Annotated in this window: 21 protein-coding genes; all 21 read right to left on the bottom strand. The window is 43.3% G+C overall.

Annotated features, from left to right (window positions below):
* Window positions 1-37: 37 nt before the first annotated feature.
* The 21 genes from yvcK to ftsE all read right to left on the bottom strand — a co-directional run bounded on the left by yvcK (window position 38) and on the right by ftsE (window position 21,583).
* A complete protein-coding gene (yvcK, locus tag AB4027_RS09690) occupies window positions 38-1,054 on the bottom strand; it encodes a uridine diphosphate-N-acetylglucosamine-binding protein YvcK (protein ID WP_368645181.1) in 1,017 nt (338 codons plus the stop codon).
* Window positions 1,051-1,938: an RNase adapter RapZ gene (gene rapZ, locus AB4027_RS09695; protein WP_091488323.1), complete on the bottom strand. Its 888-nt coding sequence runs from the start codon at window positions 1,936-1,938 to the stop codon at window positions 1,051-1,053. The genes yvcK and rapZ overlap by 4 nt, the downstream gene beginning before the upstream one ends.
* Window positions 1,939-2,222: 284 nt before the next feature.
* Entirely contained in the window at window positions 2,223-2,417 is a 195-nt protein-coding gene (locus AB4027_RS09700) for a DUF2892 domain-containing protein (RefSeq protein ID WP_091488321.1), read from the bottom strand.
* A gap of 35 nt (window positions 2,418-2,452) precedes the next feature.
* Window positions 2,453-4,177 carry a phospho-sugar mutase gene (locus tag AB4027_RS09705; protein WP_368645182.1) on the bottom strand — a complete coding sequence of 575 codons (1,725 nt, stop codon included), beginning with the start codon at window positions 4,175-4,177 and terminating at the stop codon, window positions 2,453-2,455.
* A gap of 293 nt (window positions 4,178-4,470) precedes the next feature.
* Complete coding sequence (gene trxB / locus AB4027_RS09710) at window positions 4,471-5,424, bottom strand: thioredoxin-disulfide reductase (protein ID WP_091488318.1); 954 nt, start codon at window positions 5,422-5,424, stop codon at window positions 4,471-4,473.
* A 213-nt stretch (window positions 5,425-5,637) separates the two neighbouring features.
* On the bottom strand, window positions 5,638-6,582 hold the full coding sequence (galU, locus tag AB4027_RS09715; RefSeq protein WP_368645183.1) for a UTP--glucose-1-phosphate uridylyltransferase GalU: 945 nt from the start codon (window positions 6,580-6,582) through the stop codon (window positions 5,638-5,640).
* Between the two features lie 41 nt (window positions 6,583-6,623).
* Window positions 6,624-7,625, bottom strand: coding sequence for an NAD(P)H-dependent glycerol-3-phosphate dehydrogenase (locus tag AB4027_RS09720; RefSeq protein WP_368645184.1), 1,002 nt, complete (start codon window positions 7,623-7,625; stop codon window positions 6,624-6,626).
* Window positions 7,626-7,665: 40 nt separating this feature from the next.
* Window positions 7,666-8,541, bottom strand: coding sequence for a prolipoprotein diacylglyceryl transferase (gene lgt / locus AB4027_RS09725; RefSeq protein ID WP_368645185.1), 876 nt, complete (start codon window positions 8,539-8,541; stop codon window positions 7,666-7,668).
* 14 nt (window positions 8,542-8,555) lie between these two features.
* Window positions 8,556-9,494 (bottom strand): HPr(Ser) kinase/phosphatase, encoded by a 939-nt coding sequence (hprK, locus tag AB4027_RS09730; RefSeq protein WP_368645186.1) that lies wholly within the window; start codon window positions 9,492-9,494, stop codon window positions 8,556-8,558.
* 131 nt (window positions 9,495-9,625) lie between these two features.
* Window positions 9,626-9,955, bottom strand: coding sequence for a phage holin family protein (locus tag AB4027_RS09735; protein ID WP_091488310.1), 330 nt, complete (start codon window positions 9,953-9,955; stop codon window positions 9,626-9,628).
* Between the two features lie 3 nt (window positions 9,956-9,958).
* A complete protein-coding gene (locus tag AB4027_RS09740) occupies window positions 9,959-10,258 on the bottom strand; it encodes a PspC domain-containing protein (protein WP_368645187.1) in 300 nt (99 codons plus the stop codon).
* Between the two features lie 23 nt (window positions 10,259-10,281).
* Window positions 10,282-11,994, bottom strand: coding sequence for a daptomycin-sensing surface protein LiaX (gene liaX / locus AB4027_RS09745; RefSeq protein WP_368645188.1), 1,713 nt, complete (start codon window positions 11,992-11,994; stop codon window positions 10,282-10,284).
* Window positions 11,995-12,152: 158 nt separating this feature from the next.
* Window positions 12,153-14,987: an excinuclease ABC subunit UvrA gene (uvrA, locus tag AB4027_RS09750; protein WP_368645189.1), complete on the bottom strand. Its 2,835-nt coding sequence runs from the start codon at window positions 14,985-14,987 to the stop codon at window positions 12,153-12,155.
* 162 nt (window positions 14,988-15,149) lie between these two features.
* Window positions 15,150-15,815 (bottom strand): HD domain-containing protein, encoded by a 666-nt coding sequence (locus tag AB4027_RS09755; protein WP_368645190.1) that lies wholly within the window; start codon window positions 15,813-15,815, stop codon window positions 15,150-15,152.
* Between the two features lie 59 nt (window positions 15,816-15,874).
* The gene (locus AB4027_RS09760; protein ID WP_368645191.1) at window positions 15,875-16,018 is read right to left on the bottom strand and encodes a hypothetical protein; all 144 of its coding nucleotides are present in this window, start codon (window positions 16,016-16,018) and stop codon (window positions 15,875-15,877) included.
* A 51-nt stretch (window positions 16,019-16,069) separates the two neighbouring features.
* Window positions 16,070-17,023 (bottom strand): cation transporter, encoded by a 954-nt coding sequence (locus AB4027_RS09765; protein ID WP_368645192.1) that lies wholly within the window; start codon window positions 17,021-17,023, stop codon window positions 16,070-16,072.
* 1 nt (window position 17,024) lies between these two features.
* Complete coding sequence (locus AB4027_RS09770; RefSeq protein WP_368645193.1) at window positions 17,025-17,318, bottom strand: ArsR/SmtB family transcription factor; 294 nt, start codon at window positions 17,316-17,318, stop codon at window positions 17,025-17,027.
* A 145-nt stretch (window positions 17,319-17,463) separates the two neighbouring features.
* A complete protein-coding gene (locus AB4027_RS09775) occupies window positions 17,464-18,660 on the bottom strand; it encodes a PDZ domain-containing protein (RefSeq protein ID WP_368645194.1) in 1,197 nt (398 codons plus the stop codon).
* Between the two features lie 125 nt (window positions 18,661-18,785).
* On the bottom strand, window positions 18,786-19,937 hold the full coding sequence (locus tag AB4027_RS09780) for an NlpC/P60 family protein (RefSeq protein ID WP_368645195.1): 1,152 nt from the start codon (window positions 19,935-19,937) through the stop codon (window positions 18,786-18,788).
* A gap of 79 nt (window positions 19,938-20,016) precedes the next feature.
* Window positions 20,017-20,907 (bottom strand): permease-like cell division protein FtsX, encoded by an 891-nt coding sequence (gene ftsX, locus AB4027_RS09785; RefSeq protein ID WP_368645196.1) that lies wholly within the window; start codon window positions 20,905-20,907, stop codon window positions 20,017-20,019.
* Window positions 20,897-21,583 (bottom strand): cell division ATP-binding protein FtsE, encoded by a 687-nt coding sequence (ftsE, locus tag AB4027_RS09790; RefSeq protein WP_091488296.1) that lies wholly within the window; start codon window positions 21,581-21,583, stop codon window positions 20,897-20,899. The genes ftsX and ftsE overlap by 11 nt, the downstream gene beginning before the upstream one ends.
* Window positions 21,584-21,739: the final 156 nt, after the last annotated feature.

A 21,739-nucleotide genomic window follows, 5' to 3' on the forward strand; every position in this document is an offset into this window, starting at 1 on the left:
CCTTTTAACTGCAAGACTGATGATTCAGTACTCACTTCTATAGGTATTCTTTCATTTTTCTCTGGCTGTTGAATGCCGTTCTAAATATTTCTTCAGCAACCTTTTCACCATTGTGATAGACGCTTCTACCTGTCAGCAGTAAAAAGTCATCGGATATGATCATCGGAACTTCTTCTTGCAGACTCTTGAAATCATGTTCGACTTGAAGAAGATAGTCTTCATTTTTTTCCTGTTCGATGTATTCGGCAGGTACATCTCCAATATTCGTCAGGGCAATATCTATGAATTTTGTTCCGAGATGCTTGTGCAGTACTTTGATATGGTCCGCATCATTCAGGCCTTCGGTTTCACCTAACTGTGTCATGATATTGGAAATGTAAACGACTTTCCCTTCTGTTTCGACCAAGGCTTTACCGATATCGGGAATCATGATATTCGGCAAAATACTGGTGAAGAGACTCCCTGGTCCGAGCACCACCATATCAGCATTCATGATCGCTGATATGACTTTTCTGCTCGCCTGCACAGGACGTTCCTCTTCAACACAGGTTACAGATACTCTATCGATCATTTTTCCTTTTTTGGGGATCTGAGATTCTCCGCTTTGAGTCGTGCCATCCATATACCTTGCATGCAAGTTCAATGGCTCTTCAGCTGCTGGATATACATGTCCTTTGACATGCATCATTTTGGCAAGCAGCTGGATGGCCTCATAGATATTTCCCCGCATATCTGCCATGGCTGATATGATCAGGTTACCGATAGTATGGCCCGACAAACTCTGATCATCCGTACGGAAGCGGTATTGGAATATCTCCCGCTGCAGTTCCGGGATTTCAGAGAGGGCCGTGAGCACATTCCTTAAATCGCCAGGCGGGACCGCATTGAAGCTTCTGCGTAAAACGCCGCTGCTTCCACCGTCATCTGCAACCGTCACGATGGCAGTGATGTCGGCATCCTTTTCTTTTAGACTTTTCAAAATGACAGGCAAACCTGTGCCGCCACCGATCACTACTATTTTGGGTTTTCTCTTTTTAAACGTCTCCAGTCTCATGATCGCACAACAGACTCCTTTACTTTATCTTTGTCGCGATGAGACACGTTGACATGATACCCATCTGCTTTGATTTGTTTTGCAATGCGCTCAACTAATGCAACGGACCGGTGTTTTCCGCCGGTACAACCTATAGCAATAGTAACATTGCTCTTTCCTTCTTTTTTGTAACCCGGTAAGGTGAAATCGATCAAGTCAGTGAACTTCTTATAGAACATTTCAGTTTCTGTCTGCTGCATCACATAGTCATAGACGGGTTTATCCAGTCCTGTCTGCGGTCTGAGTTCTTCGATATAATGTGGATTCGGCAGAAAACGGACATCCATGACGATATCTGCATCGATAGGGAGACCATATTTGAAACCGAACGAAACGATTTCTACTCGGAACATCTGTCTTTCTTTTTCTTTAAATTCCTTGATCAGCTGTTCTCTTAATTCCCGTGGAGTCAGAGATGTGGTATCTATGACCAGCTGTGCACGCATTTTTATGTCATTTAATAATTGCCGTTCTTTTTTTATACCTTCTATTGTCCGCTCGTTTTTGGCCAACGGATGAGCTCGTCGTGTTTCTTTATATCGTGTGACCAGCTCTTCGTTTGTCGCTTCCAGGAACACAATACGCGTAGTGATATGAGGAGTATTATCCATGGTCACTAGGACCTGATTAACTTCTTCAAAAAAGTCTTTCATTCTTAGATCCATAACAAGAGCAATTTTGCTGAATTGCCCCGATTCCCGGACCAGTTTCCAGAATGTCGGCAGAAGGTTCGGAGGCATATTATCGATACAATAGTATCCCATGTCTTCAAAACTCTGCATGGCGACCGTTTTCCCGGCTCCGCTCATACCGGTTATTATGACAAGTTCAAGTTTTTCATTCAATGTTCTCACTCCTGTTCACTCTTTCAGTCTTGTGTTTCATCTTTCCTGTCTCATTCTATTTATTATAACATCCCTGGTGTGTCATTACTACCACATTAACAAAAAGTCACATCTTGGTCATAGTGCTGCGGACAGATTTTCACTGGAATGTATCTGGTAAAATAGGAATGAAAAGAAAAAACCGTCAAATCGAGGAAATGTGATCCTTGATTCGACGGTGTTTTTCTAATTACTAAGTCCAGTATCCTTACTAAGGACACCTATTGTTCGCGTTTCGTTTTTGCTTAGTCTCTTTCGCATGTGTCCATTCCCATCAATGCGTAAGCACCGCACCTTTGAGTCAGGCCAGTCACAATCAGTGGAATGGAAGCTATTCCGATCAGCTTGTACAAAGTTGATCGCAGAAATAAAAGCGGGAAAAGAATAATCCCCAAAGTGATGCGAATGATTCTATCTGTACGTCCGACATTCTTTTTCATATTTGCTGCCTCCTGCTTGTGAACTTAGAGTAAAATTAAAAATCGATTCGTGAACGGATATCTGCTTCGAATGCTTCTATTTTTTCTTTGACTGCCACACCCGAGTCATCGCATGCTGAGATATAGAACTTGATTTTCGGTTCTGTACCTGACGGACGCACGGCGATCCAGCTTGAATCAGCCAGTGTATACTTCAGTACATTAGCTGGCGGCAGTTCGATACTTTCTTCAGAAGACCCTTTTTGTCGTGTCTGCGTCTTGAAATCTTCTACCATGATGACCTGGATATCCCCAAACTTTTCAGGTGTCTGTGAACGGAGGCTACTCATGATTTCATTGATTTTCTCTGTGCCTTCCATTCCATCCATTTTGACTGAGATCGTTTTTTCCTCGTAGTGACCATGTTCATGATAGAGCTCATGAATGGCATCAAACAAGCTGTATCCTTGTTCTTTAAAGTAGGCTGTCATTTCAGCAACCATTACTAATGCTTGAATCGCATCTTTATCTCTTACAAAAGGCTGAATGAGGTAGCCATAGCTTTCCTCAAATCCATACATGAATATTTTAGAATGATCTGTTTCAAATTCTTTTATTTTCTCAGCAATGAATTTGAATCCTGTCAGGACATCGATCGTTTCTACACCATATTTGTCCCCAATCACACTCGGCAGATTGCTTGAAACGATAGATTTTAACATCACACTATTTTTAGGCAAAGACTCCTTTAGTGAATGAGCTTTAAAGATATACTCGACCATCAGCGCAGCGATCTGATTACCTGAGAGCACTTCATAATGCCCTTTAGCCGTTCTCACTGCCAGTCCCAGACGGTCAGCGTCCGGGTCAGTAGCGATCAGAACATCCGCATCGATTTCTTTACCTTTTTCAATAGCCAGCTTGAAGGCTGCAGGATCTTCAGGGTTTGGTGACTTCACTGTTGAAAAATCAGGATCCGGTTCGGACTGTTTATCTACAAATGATACATTTTTGAAGCCGATTTGCTTTAATGCTTTTTCCCCAAGCATCTGTCCTGTGCCGTGAAGCGGAGTGAATACTATTTTTAAAGATCTTCCTTGTCTGTCGATCAGGTCCTGATCGATCGTTACTGTTCGAAGAGCTTCTAAATATTTTCTGTCAATATCATTACCGACGAATGTTAAAAGACCTTCTTTTTCTGCTTTTTCTCTATCCAAAGCATCGATCGAAAGGATATCCGTTACACTTCTGACATAAGTAGTTAAATCATCTGCTTCTTTTGGCGGCAATTGCCCCCCGTCTTCGCCATAAACTTTGTATCCATTGTACTCCGGCGGATTATGGCTGGCAGTGATCATGATCCCTGCGGCTGCCTTCAGGTGTCTCACAGCAAAAGATAATTCAGGTGTCGGTCTCAATTCTTCAAAGACATAAGCTTTGATGCCGTGGGCAGCCAATGTCAGAGCTGATTCCACTGCAAATTCTTTAGACATATGACGTGAATCGTAAGCAATGGCGACGCCACGCTCTTTCATTTTTTCGCCTTGCTCTTCTATAAACAGAGCCAGTCCTTCGGTAGCCTGGCGAACAGTATAAATATTCATACGATTCGTTCCAGCTCCTATGATCCCACGCATACCTGCAGTGCCAAACTCAAGCGATGTATAAAAAGCATCTTCGAGCCTCGATTCATCCTCTTTATGTTTTTCCAAGTCTTTCTTCAGTGATTTATCCAATTTTGAATAGTTCAACCAAGTCTGATATGTTTCTTTCCAATCCATATTAATCCCTCGTCTCTATATGATTTCTTTCAGGTGACCCTTATAAATTAATTGTATCATGTTTATCACTATCTTGCATAAGAAAAGAGTACATGTTAACAATTTAACAGGAGAAGCTATGATCATTATTAAAATCAAAGCTATAAAATAAAGAAACGTTTGCTTCACCTGCTTTGCCCTTTCCTGTTATTTCATTTGGGGAGTCTTCCAAAAGGATCAGCCTCATTTCAGAACGTATACGCAAAAAAAGAAGAGCAGGAGATTCACCTCTCCTGCTCTTCTTCATCATTCTTTCATACGTTCTGCTTTTCCATTTTTTCTTTCAATTCTTCTACATACTGGTATGCCGCGTTTCCGGCAACGGATCCGTCTCCAACAGCTGTGGCAACCTGTCTCAAGACAGTGTCTCTGACATCTCCGATAGCGAAAATCCCAGGCACCTGTGTCATCATGTTGGCATCCGTTTCGATCCAGCCTTCTTCATTGGTGATCGGCAGTGACTGGAATGCTTCGGAGTTCGGAAGCAGACCGATATAAATGAATGCACCATCAGCTTCAAGGAGAGACGTTTCTCCGTTTTGCACGTTTTTCACTGCGACTCCGGTGACACTCTGATCGCCGACGATCTCTTCAACAACAGAATCCCAGATAAAGTCGATTTTGTCATTTTTAAACGCGCGATCCTGCAGGATTTTCTGTGCTCTCAGTTCGTCTCTACGGTGGATGATCGTTACTTTATCAGCAAATTGTGTCAGGTAAGCTCCTTCTTCAACAGCTGAGTCTCCTCCGCCCACGACAACAACGTGTTTGTTTCTGAAAAATGCTCCATCACATACAGCACAATATGATACGCCGCGGCCATTAAATTCTGATTCGCCTTTGACGCCAAGCTTTTTGTGTTCAGCTCCAGTTGAAATAATAACAGCTTTCGCCTGATACGTTTTATCAGATGTAATAACTTCTTTTACCGTCTCTTTATCAACGATTTCCCGAACATCTCCATAGACATGTTCCGCACCAAACTGTGTTGCACCTTCAAGCATCTTCATTGATAGATCAGGTCCCATGATACTCTTGAAACCAGAATAGTTTTCGATTTCAGCAGTGTTATTCATCTGTCCACCGGGGATCCCTTTTTCAAGCATCAGTGTTTTTAAATTTGAACGTGAAGCATATAAAGCCGCTGTCAGTCCGCCGGGGCCTGCCCCGATCACGATGACATCATAAACAGTATTTACCTTTTCCATTCAGACATGCTCCTCTCACTAAGCATTAAATTAGTTGATTTATAGTAGTTAGTTTATCATAATAAGCTTTCAGAATCATGTACTTACTTTTTGTAAGTGATTCACCTTATATAGTTTACCAGATTCTATGTATTTGTCAAGCGAAAAAAGCTCCTTCCATAATGAACAGCATGAACTCATCCTGTTCATTATAAATGGAGCTTAACTGAGCGTTCATTCTTCGTCTATCTTCGCTGACTCGAGTTCATGGGCTTCAGGATCCATATTGTTTACGATCGATCCAGATTCCAGTTCTTTACTTAAATCCAGGATGTACTTTTTCAGATCATCCTTTACCTGAGGATGCTTGAGTCCGTACTGAATCGTTGTTTTTAAGAATCCGAATTTATCTCCAACGTCATAACGTTCACCTTTAAACTCTTTGGCAAAAACACGTTGAGTCTTGTTCAGCTCATCTATTGCATCGGTAAGCTGGATTTCTCCCCCGACACCCGGTTCAAGATTTTCCAGGATACCGAAAATTTCAGGCATCAGGAGGTAACGGCCAATGATTGCCAGATCACTTGGCGCATCTTCGGGAGCCGGTTTTTCAACGAATTTGCGTACATTATACAATCCGTCTTCCGCTTCCGCTTCTGGATCGATGATCCCGTAACTTGATGTCTCCTCATGTGGCACACGCATAACTGCAATATTAGAAGCGTGGGTCTTTTCATACCCTTCAATCAATTGTTTTGTCAATGGCTCTTCATCGGCCATCACATCGTCTCCAAGCATAACAACGAAGGGTTCATCTCCCACAAATGCTTTAGCCTGCAGGACAGCGTGACCCAAGCCTAAAGGATACGGTTGTCTGACGAAATATAGATTGAGTCCTGTCGTCTCTTCCACTAGTTCCAGCAGCTCTTCTTTGCCTTTTTTACGCAGATTTTCTTCCAGTTCCGGATTAGAGTCAAAGTGATCTTCGATCGGTCTTTTCAGCTTCCCTGTTATGATAAGGATGTCCTCGATACCGGAGGCAATCGCCTCTTCTACAATAAACTGAATCGTCGGCTTATCCACAATGGGGATCATTTCCTTAGGCATTGCTTTTGTTGCAGGTAAAAAACGAGTCCCATATCCTGCGGCAGGAATGATCGCTTTTCTTACTTTCTTCATTTTCGCTCTACTCCTTTATATAGATTTTCAGGCAAAACCTATTACTCTGCCTTGCCTTCACGTTGCATCAGATTCAGTATAACATATTTAACTTCAGCATCCTTGTATAACACATCATATATAGCTTCAGTAATCGGCATTTCTATCTCATGCTCTCTGGCCAGTTCGAAGGCAGCCTGTGTCGTTGATACACCCTCAACGACCATCCCCATGTTATCCAGAACAGTTTGGATAGCTTCTCCTTTACCTAACTGGTAACCTGCCCGCCAGTTACGTGAATGTGGACTGGTACAGGTGACGATCAAATCTCCTACACCGCTGAGCCCCATAAAAGTCAGCGGATCAGCCCCCATCTCTACACCGAGACGGCTGATTTCAGCTAAGCCGCGGGTTACCAGGCCGGCTTTAGCATTATCTCCATACCCAAGTCCTGCAATTATGCCCGCTCCGATGGCAATGATATTTTTCAAAGCTGCACCGATCTCCACGCCAACAATATCAGTGTTTGTGTAGACTCTGAAGTAATCATTGATGAACAGTTTCTGAACATATCGGGCACTTTCAGTATCAACAGATGCCGCAGTGATAGTCGTCAAGTCACGATTGATCACTTCTTCGGCATGACTGGGGCCCGACAAGGCTACGATCCCTGTGACGCTTTCAGAAGACAGTTCTTCTTCAAGGATAGTGGAGATGCGCTTGTGTGTTTCTCGTTCAAGTCCTTTTGATGCATGGACGATCGTTACTTTTCTGTCCAGGATCGTATTTAACCGCTGGGCCAGTTCTCGGATTCCACTTGTAGGTATCACTATGACAATGGCCTCAACATCTTCAATCGCCTTTTTCAAATCTGTTGTTGCAACGATTTCATTCGGAAATATAAATTCAGGCAAATAATGTTTGTTTGTATGACTGGAATTGATTTCGTTCTTTTGAGCCTGATCTCTGGTCCAGATACTGACATGATGACCATTTTCAGTTAAAACGTTCGCTAAAGCGCTGCCCCAGGAGCCAGCGCCTAAAACAGCCAGTTTTCTTCCCATTCTATCCCATCCTTTGATTGTTGACGTTCGTGTCATTTATTCATCTTTTTTTCTGATGATACTTTTTCTGTTTCTCTTCAAACACTTTTTCAGGTTCTATGCCCTCTGAATAATAAGGCGGTCTTGGGTAAACATAAAAGCGTCGATAGATGATCAAGCCAATACTTGAAACCAGCAGCAGTAGAGAAAGCAGTTGTGAAACACGGAAAGCTCCAATATAAAGACTATCCGTTCTCATGCCTTCAATGAAAAATCGGCCTAGACCATACCAGGCAAGATAACCTAAGAAGACCTCTCCTCTAAGCAGCAGCTTGTCTTTTGCTCTCAAGAGCATTAGAAGGATAAAGCCGACGATATTCCATACTGATTCATATAAAAAGGTTGGATGGTAATACGTTCCATTGATATTCATCTGTTCGATGATGAAGTCAGGGAGCTGAAGTCCCTCAAGGAACTGACGACTGACTGCCTCACCATGGGCTTCCTGATTGACAAAGTTCCCCCATCGACCAATGGCCTGGGCGATCATAACATGGGGAGCCAGGATATCGACTAAAAGCCAGACGGGGACATCATTCTTCCGGCTATACCAATACATCGTGATAAACCCAAGGATCAAGCCTCCATAAATCGCTATCCCCCCTTCCCAAATATAAAAAACACTGAGTGGATCAGCTAAATATGTCGGCAGTTCAAATAAGACATAATATATTCGTGCACCGATCAGCCCCATCGGGATAAGCCAAAATGCCAGATCAATGATGAAGTCTTCGCCTATTCCCTGCTTATTTGCTTCACGCATACTTAACCAGATAGCAAGAAACATCCCTATAACAATAATGATCCCATACCAGGCTACTTCTAAAGGACCTAACCTGAAAGCAACCGGATCTATATTACCTATAACACTATACATTTATGAGCCTCCATCTATTCTTCCCGCGTATTCTTTTCTATTAGTTTATTCAGATTATTCTCGAATGTTTTAGTCGCATCATATCCCATTTCCTTGGCACGTATATTCATTGTAGCAATTTCAATAATGATCGACAGATTACGCCCGACTCTAACTGGAATAGAGAGTTTCGGAATATCGACATTGAATATGCGCATTTTGTCCAGATTATGCCCTAAACGGTCATACTGTCTGTTACGATCCCAGTGCTCAAGATTAATAACAAGGTCTACGCGTTTTTTCGTACGAATCGAACCGACACCAAACAGATTGACGACATCGATGACACCGATCCCTCTGATCTCGATCAGATTTCTCAAAATTTCCGGTGGTTCCCCAATGATACGTCTTTCATCCATCATGTAAAGCTCTACTCTGTCATCTGCGACCAGACGGTGTCCACGCTGTATAAGTTCAAGGGCCGTTTCAGATTTACCGATCCCTGAATCGCCTATGATCAGTACTCCCATACCGTATATATCTATAAGGACACCATGTTGAGATATACGTTCAGCTAAGCGTTCTTCCAAAAAATTTGTCACATTTGAAGACAAACGAGTCGTTGAGCGTTTTGAGAGAAGGACGGGAATGCCTTTTTCCTCTGCCGCTTTTAACAGTTCTTTCGGTGGTTCCTGATTCCTCGAAATCAGAAAAGCTGGTGTTTCCGCCTGACACATACGCTTCATGACAATATAGCGTTCATCGCTAGTCATTTTTTCCGCAAATGAAAGTTCGGTTTTACCTAACAGTTGAATTCTATCTTGAGGATAAAAACTGAAGTATCCGGTAAGCTCCAACGCAGGTCTTGATAAATCACTGATCATAATATTTCTATCCAGATTCTCTTCGCCGACAATGACAAGCAAATCATCCATTGAATCTACAAGCTCATGTACTTTTACTGAAGCAGTCATTGATTATCTCCTTTATTCATTGATATAAACATACCTTCATCATATCATATTTGGCTAGGTCATAATAGAAAAACCGGAGGCAAGGCATACAAAAAAGGCTTAATGCGAACACCTGCATTAAGCCTTTTTTACTAAGCGTTATTGAAGTAAGCATTTAAAGCTGATACGATCAAAGCCACCAGTAGTGCCAGTCCAAATGAACTGAATCCGAAGCCACCGACTAAAGCGGCGGTCAGCCATAGCATCAGGCCATTGATGATCAGGTAGAACAGGCCTAATGTCATGATCGTTATCGGAAATGACAGGATAACCAGAATCGGTTTGACCAGTACATTCAATATCCCGAAAACGACAGCAGCCACTAAGGCGGTCAGCCAGGAGGCGATCATAAAACCATCGAGAAAACCGGCTAATGCCAGAAAAATCAATGTATTAGCTAAGATACGCTGCCACCATTTCATTGATTAAAAGTCACTCCAATCCTCTTCTTCTACTTTTTCTGCCTCTTTCCTTTTTGGTTTTTCATTATATTGACCAAATGGTGAGGATGAACGCGGTTTGTCCCCGCTCTGTGAAGTCTGATTACCATCCGGCATAACCAGTGCCATCAGGAGATAGATCGGCACAGTGATTCCTACACCTGCAAAAGTCGCAACAACGACGATGACACGGAGGAGGACAGGATCGATATTGAAATATTCACCGACTCCTCCCAGGACTCCAAATATAACAGCATTGTTTTTTGATTTAGTTAGTTTATTCATTTTTGACCTCATTCCCTTTCAAATTATTTGTCAGTATCTTTTAGTAAGACATTTCCAGTTGTGGTTGATACATTGAAATCAAAGGACGTTTCATCTACAACTCTTTTAAACCGTTTCGTATTTTCTGAATCATCATTGATTTCAACATGACTTAAGCGACTTTTGACCTTACCGAACGTTGTTTTTGCCTGACCTTCAAGAGTGACATTATCTGGAACAGCCAGTTTCACGTTACCATTAACTGTCGCTGCTTTGAGTCTGGCGATCGAATTATTTTTGACTGTCACTTTCACTTCACCATTGGTTGTAGAGAGATCACCACTTTCCAGATCCCCATCATATGCCAAAGAACCATTGACAGTACTGGCTAGCAGATCTTTCAGCTGGCTGTTTTTAACGGTCACTGAGCCATTTGAGCCTTTTGCTTCCAGCATCGTGCCGCTCAACTTATCAAATGTAATGGACCCGTTCGTCGATTTAGCGTAAACATCTTTGACGTCAAGTTCGTTCACCATCACTTTTCCATTCAACGTGTTGATCGAAAGATAATCATATGTTCTTTCAGGTAACGTTAAAGTTAAGTCGACATAAACGCGTTTATTCGGTACGTGAACGATCAGTTTGTCTTCATCCGCATTGACGGTACTGCGTGCGGCGAATGATTCCTCTGGTGTATCCTCATCCATTCTGCCATAAAGTTTTCCTTTGGCTGATAGAGAAATCGTCTCGGTGTCGCCTTTATTGATCGTGATTTTTCCGTTAGCAACTTTAATGTCGATGATCGTTGCTGTGGAATCATCAAACGCCCAGTCTTTGCTGTACTCTTTGGATGCCAGTGTAGGAAATTTCAGACTGACATTCTTCCAGTCAAAATTCTCAAGCACATTGTCGAAAGACGTACGGATCGTCTGTTTCACATCTTTATCAGAAGTCTGGTTCACTTTCTTTTTAAAGAGAGCAGACATTTCTTTACTTGCCTCTTCGATTCGTTTCCCGGCCTTAGTCAATTCTTCGCTGGCTTCTTTCTTCCAGTCTTCAGGAATTTCAAAACTTGAGGTGGCTTGTTTTGCTTTCAGCGTCCACTGTCTGACTTTTGAACGATTCAGCTGTTTGACGCATTCCTCTTTTTCACGGCTGAGTTCCGCTTTTTTCTCTTCCAGTCGATCGACTGCAGCACTCAGTTCTTTAATATAGCTGTCATCTTCAAAGTCCTGTTCAGTCATTTCGACCTGTTCAAGTTCTTTTGACAGCTTGTCTATTTTATTGCGAAGCGAAACGATCTCGTCTGTGTTATCCACTTCATCCAATTGCTTGATCAATTCCAGTTCTTTTTGAACGAGTCTGATCTCTTCTGAAATAGCTTCTTTTCTTTCTGTGATGTCAGACTGGCTGTCTTTGGTCAGCTGATTCAATTCTGTATTCTTTTCATTCAATTCAGCATCCACGTCACTGAGTTGCTGATTCAAGGTGTCAAGTTTCACAGAACAGGCATTGATTTCTTTGACCAATGCTTCAAGTTCAGCTTCCGCTTCGTTTTGATCCTTCGCTGCTTCTTTGCTCTCTGTCTCTTCGCCGACTTTCTCTGTTTCAGCGTTGTCGACAGCTTCGTCAGTAAACTCTTCTGCTTCGACTTTTCTGCCTTCTTTACTGATCGTATTTTCCAGCAGATCCAGCCCTTCTTCAGTTGATAATATGCCTTTTTTCATCAGATCTATAATACGTTCTCTTTCGTTCATTCAAAGCCCTCCTATATAGGTTCCTTTAATCGATACATCATAGTATTTGTCGTTCTATACTTATTATGCATCAACTTTTTTAAAATGTCATAGGACTTACGACTGATTTTTACGTATTAACAGCTTACATCATTCATCTTGTTAGAGGAAACCGCACCTCACCCGCTCTTATGCTTAGTCAGGATCTTTTTCAGGTAGTGACCTGTATAGCTCTCTTCACATTCAGCAACCTCTTCGGGTGTGCCGGTCGTAATGATGGTACCTCCCCCTTCACCGCCTTCAGGACCTAGGTCTATCACATGATCAGCCACCTTGATGACATCCAGGTTGTGTTCGATGACGAGCACCGTATTCCCAGCTTCCACTAAACGGTCAAGGACCTGCAGCAGTCTTGCGATATCATCTGCATGGAGTCCGGTCGTCGGTTCATCCAGAATATAAAAATTATGACCATTCTGTCTCTTGTGCAGTTCACTTGCCAGTTTCATTCGCTGGGCTTCACCACCTGAAAGTGTCGTTGCCGGCTGACCAAGTGTCATATAACCGAGTCCCACATCAATGATCGTCTGCAGCTTGCGTTCGATTTTAGGCACGTTGGAAAAGAAGTCGACAGCTTCTTCTATCGTCATGGCCAGTACGTCAGCGATATTCTTGCCTTTATATTTCACTTCCAGCGTCTCGGAATTGTAGCGTGTCCCGTGACACACTTCACACGGAACGTACACATCCGGAAGGAAATGCATTTCTATTTTCAAGATACCGTCACCCTTACAGGCTTCACATCTTCCACCTTTGACGTTGAAACTGAATCGGCCTTTCTTGTAACCGCGCATTTTGGCTTCATTCGTCTTGGCGAACAGATCGCGGACATCATCGAACACACTGGTATATGTCGCCGGGTTACTTCTTGGTGTACGTCCGATCGGGCTCTGGTCGATATCGATCACTTTTTCCAGCTGTTCATAACCTTCAATAGACTTGAATTTGCCGGGACGTTTCTTCGACCGTCCCACTTCGCGGGCAAGTGCCTTGTGGAGGATCTCGTTGATCAGCGAACTCTTGCCTGAGCCCGAAACACCCGTGACAGCGATAAAGCGGCCCAGTGGAAAGTCGACATCGATATTCTTTAAATTATTTTCTTCTGCACCTTTGATGCTAATGATCCCGTCATCATTCGTGCGTCTGGTTTTTGGTACAGGTATCTCTTTTTTTCCAGATAGATAGGCACCGGTGATCGAGTCAGGATTCGATTCGATGTCAGCTGGAGAGCCGGCAGCTACGACTTGTCCGCCTTTTTCTCCAGCACCCGGACCTATGTCGACAATATAATCTGCCGCGCGCATCGTGTCTTCATCATGCTCCACAACGATAAGGGTATTACCCAGATCACGCATTTTTTTCAATGAATCGATCAGACGATTGTTGTCTCTCTGATGCAGACCTATGGAAGGTTCATCCAGAATATACAATACGCCGGAAAGATTTGATCCGATCTGAGTTGCCAGTCGGATCCGCTGAGCTTCTCCTCCTGACAGTGTCCCCGCTTTACGGTTCAGCGTCAGATAATCCAGCCCGACGTTTCTCAGGAAAGAAAGCCGGTCATTGATTTCTTTTCTGATCGGTTTAGCTATAGCTGTATCATTGGCTGAAAGGTCAAGGGATTCGAAAAACGCCTTCGCATTCTCAATGGAGAGCTGACTGACCTCTCCCAGGTCCTGTCCTTCGATCTTCACAGCCAGAGCTTCTCTGTTCAGTCGTTTGCCGTGACAGACGTGACATTCCAGTTCAGTCATATACTGCTGCATCACTCGGCGGGTATAGTCACTGTTTGTTTCATGATAGCGTCTGTTGACATTCGGGATGACACCTTCAAAAGGAATCATCGTGTCTCTGACACTGCCGAAATCATTTTTATAGTGGAAATGGAATTTTTTCTTTTTCGATCCGTACAAGACGATATCCCTGTGTTTTTTTGGCAGATCCTTGAAAGGAATGGTCGTATCGATATCAAAGGTCTCACAAGCCTGTGAGAGCATTTGCGGATAGTAGTTCGAACTGATCGGCTGCCAGGGAAGCAGCGCTCCATCATCTAGTGAGAGCGTTTTGTCAGGAACCACTAAATCGATATCCACTTCCAGCTTTGTACCCAGTCCGTCACATTCCGGGCAGGCCCCAAAGGGTGCATTAAAGGAAAACAGACGCGGTTCCAGGGGCGGCAATGTAAATCCGCACACCGGGCAGGCATAGTGCTCACTGAACAGCACCTCTTCTTCCCCGATGATATCTGCGATCACATAGCCTTCTCCCAGTTGCAGGGCGGCTTCTAAAGAATCGAACAGCCGTGTTCGGATACCTTCTTTTATAGCGATGCGGTCTATGATGACGTCAATAGAATGGTTGAGGTTTTTATCCAGCTCGATCTCCTCATCGATATCGACGAGTTCTCCGTCGATCCTCATTCTCACGTACCCTTCGCTCTTGATCTTTTCGAGCACTTTTTTATGCTGCCCTTTTTTCTCTTTCACGACGGGGGCAAGGATCTGGAGTCGGGTCTTTTCCGGGTATTCCAGAAGCCGGTTGACCATCTGTTCGATGGACTGACTAGAAATGACTGTCCCGTCATTCGGACAGATCGGTGTCCCGATCCTGGCGTACATGAGTCGTAAAAAGTCATTTATTTCGGTCACGGTTCCGACAGTGGAACGCGGGTTATTGCTCGTTGTTTTCTGATCGATGGAAATGGCCGGGCTGAGCCCTTCGATACTATCGACATCCGGTTTATCCATCTGACCCAGAAACTGCCTCGCATAAGAAGACAAGGATTCGACATACCGACGCTGTCCTTCAGCATAAAGCGTGTCAAATGCGAGTGAACTTTTTCCAGAACCGGATAATCCCGTCATGACGACCAGTTTGTCTCTTGGAATTGTTATATCAATATTTTTCAGGTTATGGGACCGTGCCCCACGCACCTCAATTTTATCATTAGCCATGCTTTCATCCTACCTTTGTTATTCGTCTTTTCCGTTCATGAGCTCTTACTCATATTGTAAAGTTTTTGTCTACGTTATGCGACTATTACACTTTCATTGACTGTCAAAAGAGAGGAAAGAGTCGTGACTCTTCCCTCTCTTTCATCCTATATTCTACCATATTCATTCGTCTATTGCGAATGTCTGTTCTACTTTGTGAGTCTTTAATATTCCCTGCGTGATTTTTTCCAGTTCCGACTGATTGGTAAATTCTCCTCTTAATAGATCCGGCAGAATCTCTGCCAGAAAATACTGGACACTTTTCATTCCTTTGAAATTCAGGATGGTATCTAGTGATTCCCGGTAAATTTCATTGAACAAAGGCTCTGGATTCCCTTTTTGGATTTCCCCGAAAGATTCGTAAAGAAGATCGACCTTATCAGCGACTGACAGGATCTTGCCCTCCAGCGATTCATCTTTGCCTTCTTTCAGACGTTCATGATAGATGGCTTGGAATTCTTCCGGAAATTCCTGCTGTATGAAATGATGAGTCATGGATTCTTCCACATGTGCCAGTCGGTCACGCAGATCGGGATCGGCATACTTAACAGGCGTCTTGATGTCTCCAATAAAAATTTCTGCATAATCATGATTCAATGCTTTTTCATACAAGGCTTGCCAGTTCACCTCGCTGCCTCTGTTTTCTTCCACAGTCCCTAGAAATTGAGCAACTTTTGTCACTTTAAATGAATGCTCTGCGACAGAATGTTCTTCATACTTGAACTTCCCCGGACAGCGGTAAATTTTCTCCAGATCACTCAAACTTTTGAAGTATTCATGAATCCCCATCTTGATCTCCCCTTTTTTATTTAAAGTTACCTTATACTATCAGACTTCACTTCCTGTTTTCAACTTTTACTTTTCATCAGTGTCTTTCCAGGATCATAGACGACCTCTATAGTGGAATGATGCACAGCATAATCTGAAAGATTGTCTCTGATCTTATCCTTGATCGTTTCTATATCTTCCATTCCTTCCAGGGAAGTACTCACCGTCACAGTCATCGCATGTTCTTTGCCGTCTATGGACCAGACATGCAGATGCTAGACATTCGTTACACCTTTGATGGAAAGGATCGCCTCCTCGATTTTTTCTCTTGATAATTCTTTTGGCGTGGCTTCCAGAAAAATTTCGATCGTTTCTCTGAACAGCGGCCAGGTTTTATAGATGATAAATGAGGCGATCGCGATAGACAGGATTGGATCCAAAATATACCAGTCTGTATAGTTCAAAACAATACTCACTGCTAATACCCCTATCCAGCCTAGTACATCTTCCATCATATGAAGGTTGAGGAGAGATTCGTTATGTGAGTCGCCCCGGCTCATCAACCAGGCAGAGAACCCGTTAGCAGCGATAGCGAAAAGCGAGAGCCAGAACATGCCTTCATGATTCACTTCTACGGGATCAAGAAGTCTCGGCACCGCTGTAACGAGGATAACAGCCGAGCCGCCGAGCAGGATGACCGCCGTCACTAAAGCGCCTAATAAGGAAAAACGCTGATGACCGAAACTGTATTGGTCGTTTGCTTCTTTGGTAGAGATTCTTTCAAAATACGTGGCCAGTCCGATAGATAGAGCATCCCCCAAGTCGTGAACTGCATCAGTCATGATGGCGATACTATTGAAAAGAAAACCGAAAATGAATTCGAGAGCGGAAAAAGCCAGATTCACTCCAAAGACGATCAGCATTTTCTTTGATGATTCCTGATCCATCATCGATCCCATACCATGCTGATGTCCGTGATGGTGACCATGATGATTGGAATGTTCACTATGACTTTCCTCATCCCCCTTCTCCAAAGGTTTCAGGGTGATTTTTTCAAATTCCAGCACTTTCTTTATCTGCTCCATATCAGCATCTGTTTCATCTACAGTCAACTTGCTCGTGTCGTAATCGATCGTCACTTCTGAACTCCCCGCGAACTGATTCAGTTTCTTTTCCAGGTCATCTGAGCAGTTACTGCAATGGAGACCATTCAATGTGTATTCTGTCATTCTAATCCCTCTTTTCCTGAACATGAGACGTTACTTGACTGATCAGTTCCTGCACATGTTCGTCACTGATAGAATAAATACGTGTTTTGCCTTCTCGGCGAGATTTCACCAGTCGCGCCGATTTTAATATCTTCAGTTGATGGGAAACAGTCGACTGCTCCATATGAAGTGTCCGGGCTATCGTATTCACATTCATCTCTGATAGTGAAAGCTGATAAACGATCGTTAAGCGCGTCGAATCACTTAATGCTTTAAATAAAAGCGATGCATTCTCCAGAGTTTCTTTATCGATCATACGGTTCCTCTCCTTTTATATGTACTTATGTTCATATGTTGATGTGTAGATGATACCACACCTTTGTCTATAATAAAAGCCTCAGGCGAAATCAGCAGGAAAGAATAGTTCTTCCAGTGATTGTACCTGAGGCACCTCTTATATATTAGTACTGAATGTCTTCAAGTGTAACAAGCCCCAAGTCATGAGAATCTTCCTCGTAAATAGGCGTTTCGGTGATGACTAGCTCACCATCGAGGCGTTTCACTTTGAGTTTGCTGTAGGAGCGGTTATTGAATAAAGACTCCGTAAAATCCTCAACTGTTGACAAGGACATCTGATTGGATTCTACCAGTACATCGCCGATTTCCAGCGACATTCTTTCTGCTGGACTGTTCGGTCTTACTGCAACGACTCTGAGACCGGCCGGATCAGGACCGAATTTAAAGGCCCATTTCCTTTCACGCTGTCTGTGTCTGTACAGCACGTATATCCCCCCGACCAAAAGGATGCTCAATCCTACAGCGCTCAGTTCTTCCATCCAGAAGGTCAAAGCAAAAAGAACAGCACTCAGTACACTGAGTATGGCAAAATCTTTTATCAAGGCCTGTTTCGCTTCAGATGGAAGCTGTGCCTGAACGGTGTACCTGAACCCTAGGAGCACCGGTATAAGTAGAAATGAATAGGTCTGACTTCCAATAGAAAAAACTGGCCACCATTCGAAAAGAGCGGTAAAGGTATCGCCTGGGACAACCACGGCTAAAGGCATCAGCCATAACGGTGTCATACGGTAGCGGGCAACCAGTTTCCCTCTTTTCGTTTTCAAGAATCTTGGAACGAACTGCTTCATATTTCCTTTATAGAGCACTCCGATCGTACTGATAAGAATTAAGACAGCAAACAGATAAATAATCTGAACACTCCCGTAACTCATGGCAGTCTGGCTGACGATTGGGCTGTTCCATCGGTCCAATATCTGCCCGAACAATGAGGCATCAGTAACAAACATATTTAAAATCAGGACAGTTAATCCTGAGGCACTGAATGTGAAAATAGGATGGATGAACCGGTAGCCCAGCCCTAGAAAGAGGATGGTCACGATCTGGTAAATAATCATCCAGTCGATCGTTACCGGCATGCCGATGAAAATGGAAAACAGGGAAAGTATGACTCCGGGAACGAGTCCCCAGGTAAGGAATCGTTTGATTTCAAAATTGTCTTTATATATCGTTGTTCGCAGCTTGCTTCTGGAATATTTAAATCGTCTGGTTTTGGCTAAAATGGCTAATACAACACCGATTATAAACGTCGGCTGCAGTACAAATACTAAAAGTGCAAGTAAACTATTTTGAAACAGTGTCATAACTTTCATCCCTTCGACTCATTATTAATCTTATTTTATCATATTAAGAGGCAACTTACTGTGCTTATAGAAAAAAACTCCTTATGTGAGAACGGTCGCTTCACGTAAGGAGTTACTCTTTTAATTTAAGGACGTCCAAACCCGGCCACATAGCGTGACCAGTATCCTGACGTGAATGAAGCAACAGCTACACCCGTTGATGTCTGTGCCCCAATGAATTTGCCGCCACCTAAATAGATACCGACATGATCGATGGATCCTGACTGATTGAAAAAGATCAAGTCGCCGGGTCTGGCCTCTGACTGGGCCAGGCGTCGGCTCGCGCCAAACTGAGCAGCTGCCGTTCGCGGAATACTTTTACCGGCTTGACGAAAGGCAAACTGAGTAAAGCCGGAACAGTCAAAACCGGAAGTTGAAGAACCGCCATAAGAATAGCGTACACCGGTCAGACTATGCGCAGCAGTCACTATAGAACCTGATGCAGGCGTACTGTTCTGGCTTGACGAGGGTGACACTGTTTCATCTTTCCCACCTGAAACGGAAACAGTCACGGGTTCAGCCGAGCGTGCTGACGTACGGGCTGTCTGAATATCCTGTAAACGACGCTCACTTCTTCGCTGCTGTGCAAGATAAGCGGCTCGTTCTTCTTCGACCTCTGACTTCTCAGCGGCAATAGCAGCCACTAGACTTTCCTGTTCCAGTCGTTTCTCATCTAGTTCTGCTTTTTTTGTTTCCAGTTCTGCAGCCAGCAATGTCTGTTTCTCCTGATTCTCAATCATTTGCTGTTCTTTTTTTCTGACTTCTTCCTGATCTTCGATCTGGCTGGTCATTACCTCATGGTTAGCAGAAAACAAGGTATTGACCACACCTAGTCGTGCCAGTATATCTGACAGGGATTCCGCTTCGATTAGAAAGTTCAATATTTCTGATGACCGGCCTGATACTTGTACCGACCTTACTTGAGCATCTAACTTACTTTCTCTCTGATTGATTTGATTGGTCAGGACCGAAATCTCTTCTTGTGTCTTTTCGAGTTCCCGGCTCGTTTCTTCCATAACATCAACTAGCTTTTCAGCCTCTGCTTCTGTTTCTTCAATGACTGAAATGATGGATACCAGCTCGTCCTGTGCATCTTCTTCACGGGCTTTCAGTTCCGTTATTTTTTCTGAATGATCCGCTTCAGAAGGTGTTGCTTCAATCGACTCTGGAGATACCCCTAATATAATCAAACCTGTGATACTTATCATGACCCACTTCAATACTGTTTTCTTTCCCACGACTGCGTTCCTCTTCTCTGCTAATATCTTTTATATGTCTTTTATATGTATAAAAGAGGGAATATGTCCCTCCTTTTTGTTAAACTTTCAAAAATTTTCGTATAGATAATGATGAACCGATACTTCCTATGACCACGCCGATAGTTAAAAGCAAGGCGACGATCTGAATCAGGAATGGGTTAGGTGGAAGCAGACCGAAGTAAGTCCCGGATAGATAACCCATCAATGTATCAAATCCGCTTAAATATAGATATGAAATGATCGATACCGGAATCAAGGCTCCTACGAATCCGATAAGCGCACCTTCAATAAGGAACGGCCATCTGATAAACCAGTTTGTTGCACCCACAAGTTTCATGATCTCGATTTCTGTTCTTCTAGAAAAGATCGTGATGCGGATCGTGTTTGAGATCAGGAATATGGCGGTAAAGATCAGTGCGATAATGATAACTGCTCCAATATTTCTTACGGTTTCCATAATTTCAAAAAGTCGATCGGCTTCTGCGCCGCCATAGTTGACATCGTCTACAACTGGACCGATCGCTGCAGCTTCTTCCGCAACTTCTGACGTTAAATCCGGTTCTGTCGTATTCAGGATGAAGACATCGTGCAGTGGGTTGTCGTCACCTTCAAACAGGCCGAATTCCTCACCGTAACTGCCCATAACATTATCCAGCTCATCTTCCCTGCTGGAATACTCGATCGTATCAACATTGTCGATTCCTTCGAGTTCGCTTCTTAGAGCTTCACGTTCTTCTTCTTCTGTTCCTGTTGCCACATAAACTCTGACGCTTACGTCTTCTTCTACATCTGAAGCTAATTTATTCACGTTCATCAAGAGTGCGATCAGGCTGCCTACAAGCAATAATGTGATCGCTACGGCACTGACAGCGGCAAACGTCATCCATCCATTACGAATGATACTTTTAAATGATTCTTTTATATGTCTTCCTGCGGTTCTAATTTTCATAACCGTACTCCCCTCTTTCCTGGTCACGGGCTATGCGTCCATTTTCAACAGCCAAGACACGGTGTCTCACGCGGTTAACGATTTCGCTGTTGTGTGTGGCCATAATGATCGTTGTTCCTTGATTATTGATTTCTTCAAGCAGGTCCATGATGCCCCAAGCCGTTTCCGGATCCAGGTTACCTGTCGGTTCATCAGCAATGAGGACACGCGGCATATTGGCGATCGCTCGGGCTATAGCTACACGCTGCTGTTCCCCGCCGGAAAGTTCATTAGGAAACATGCGGGCTTTATGCTTCAAGCCGACTAAGTCCAGAACTTCAAGTGATCTTTTCTGGATCTGCTTTGGATTTCTGTTCACGACCTGCATGGCATATGCCACGTTTTCATATACCGTCAAACGCGGCAGCAGTTTGAAATCCTGGAAAACCACGCCGACGTGTCTTCTCAGGAAAGGGATTTTTTTATTCTTTAAATTCATCAAATCAAATTCGCCGACTTTAACTGTTCCTTTAGTTGGCAGTTCTTCACGGTAGATCATTTTAATAAAGGTCGATTTCCCTGCACCACTTGGACCAACGACATAAACAAATTCGCCCTGGTCGATCGTGACGTCCAACCCATTAATAGCTGTAATGCCATTTGGATATTTTTTATAGACATTTTTCATCTCTATCATTAAATATATCACCTATCTATTTTTTATTTTGATTCACTCTGGTAAGCAATCTATAATGCGTTTCACTTGCTTTTTGTAACCTTACTTAGTATATCATCATTTTGTCAGATGTCTGTTTTAATAAAATTACAATTCTGTTTCAATGCAAGAGACAAA

Origin of the sequence: Alkalibacterium putridalgicola (assembly GCF_040959045.1) — a bacterium.
Taxonomy (GTDB): Bacteria; Bacillota; Bacilli; order Lactobacillales; family Carnobacteriaceae_A; genus Alkalibacterium; species Alkalibacterium putridalgicola.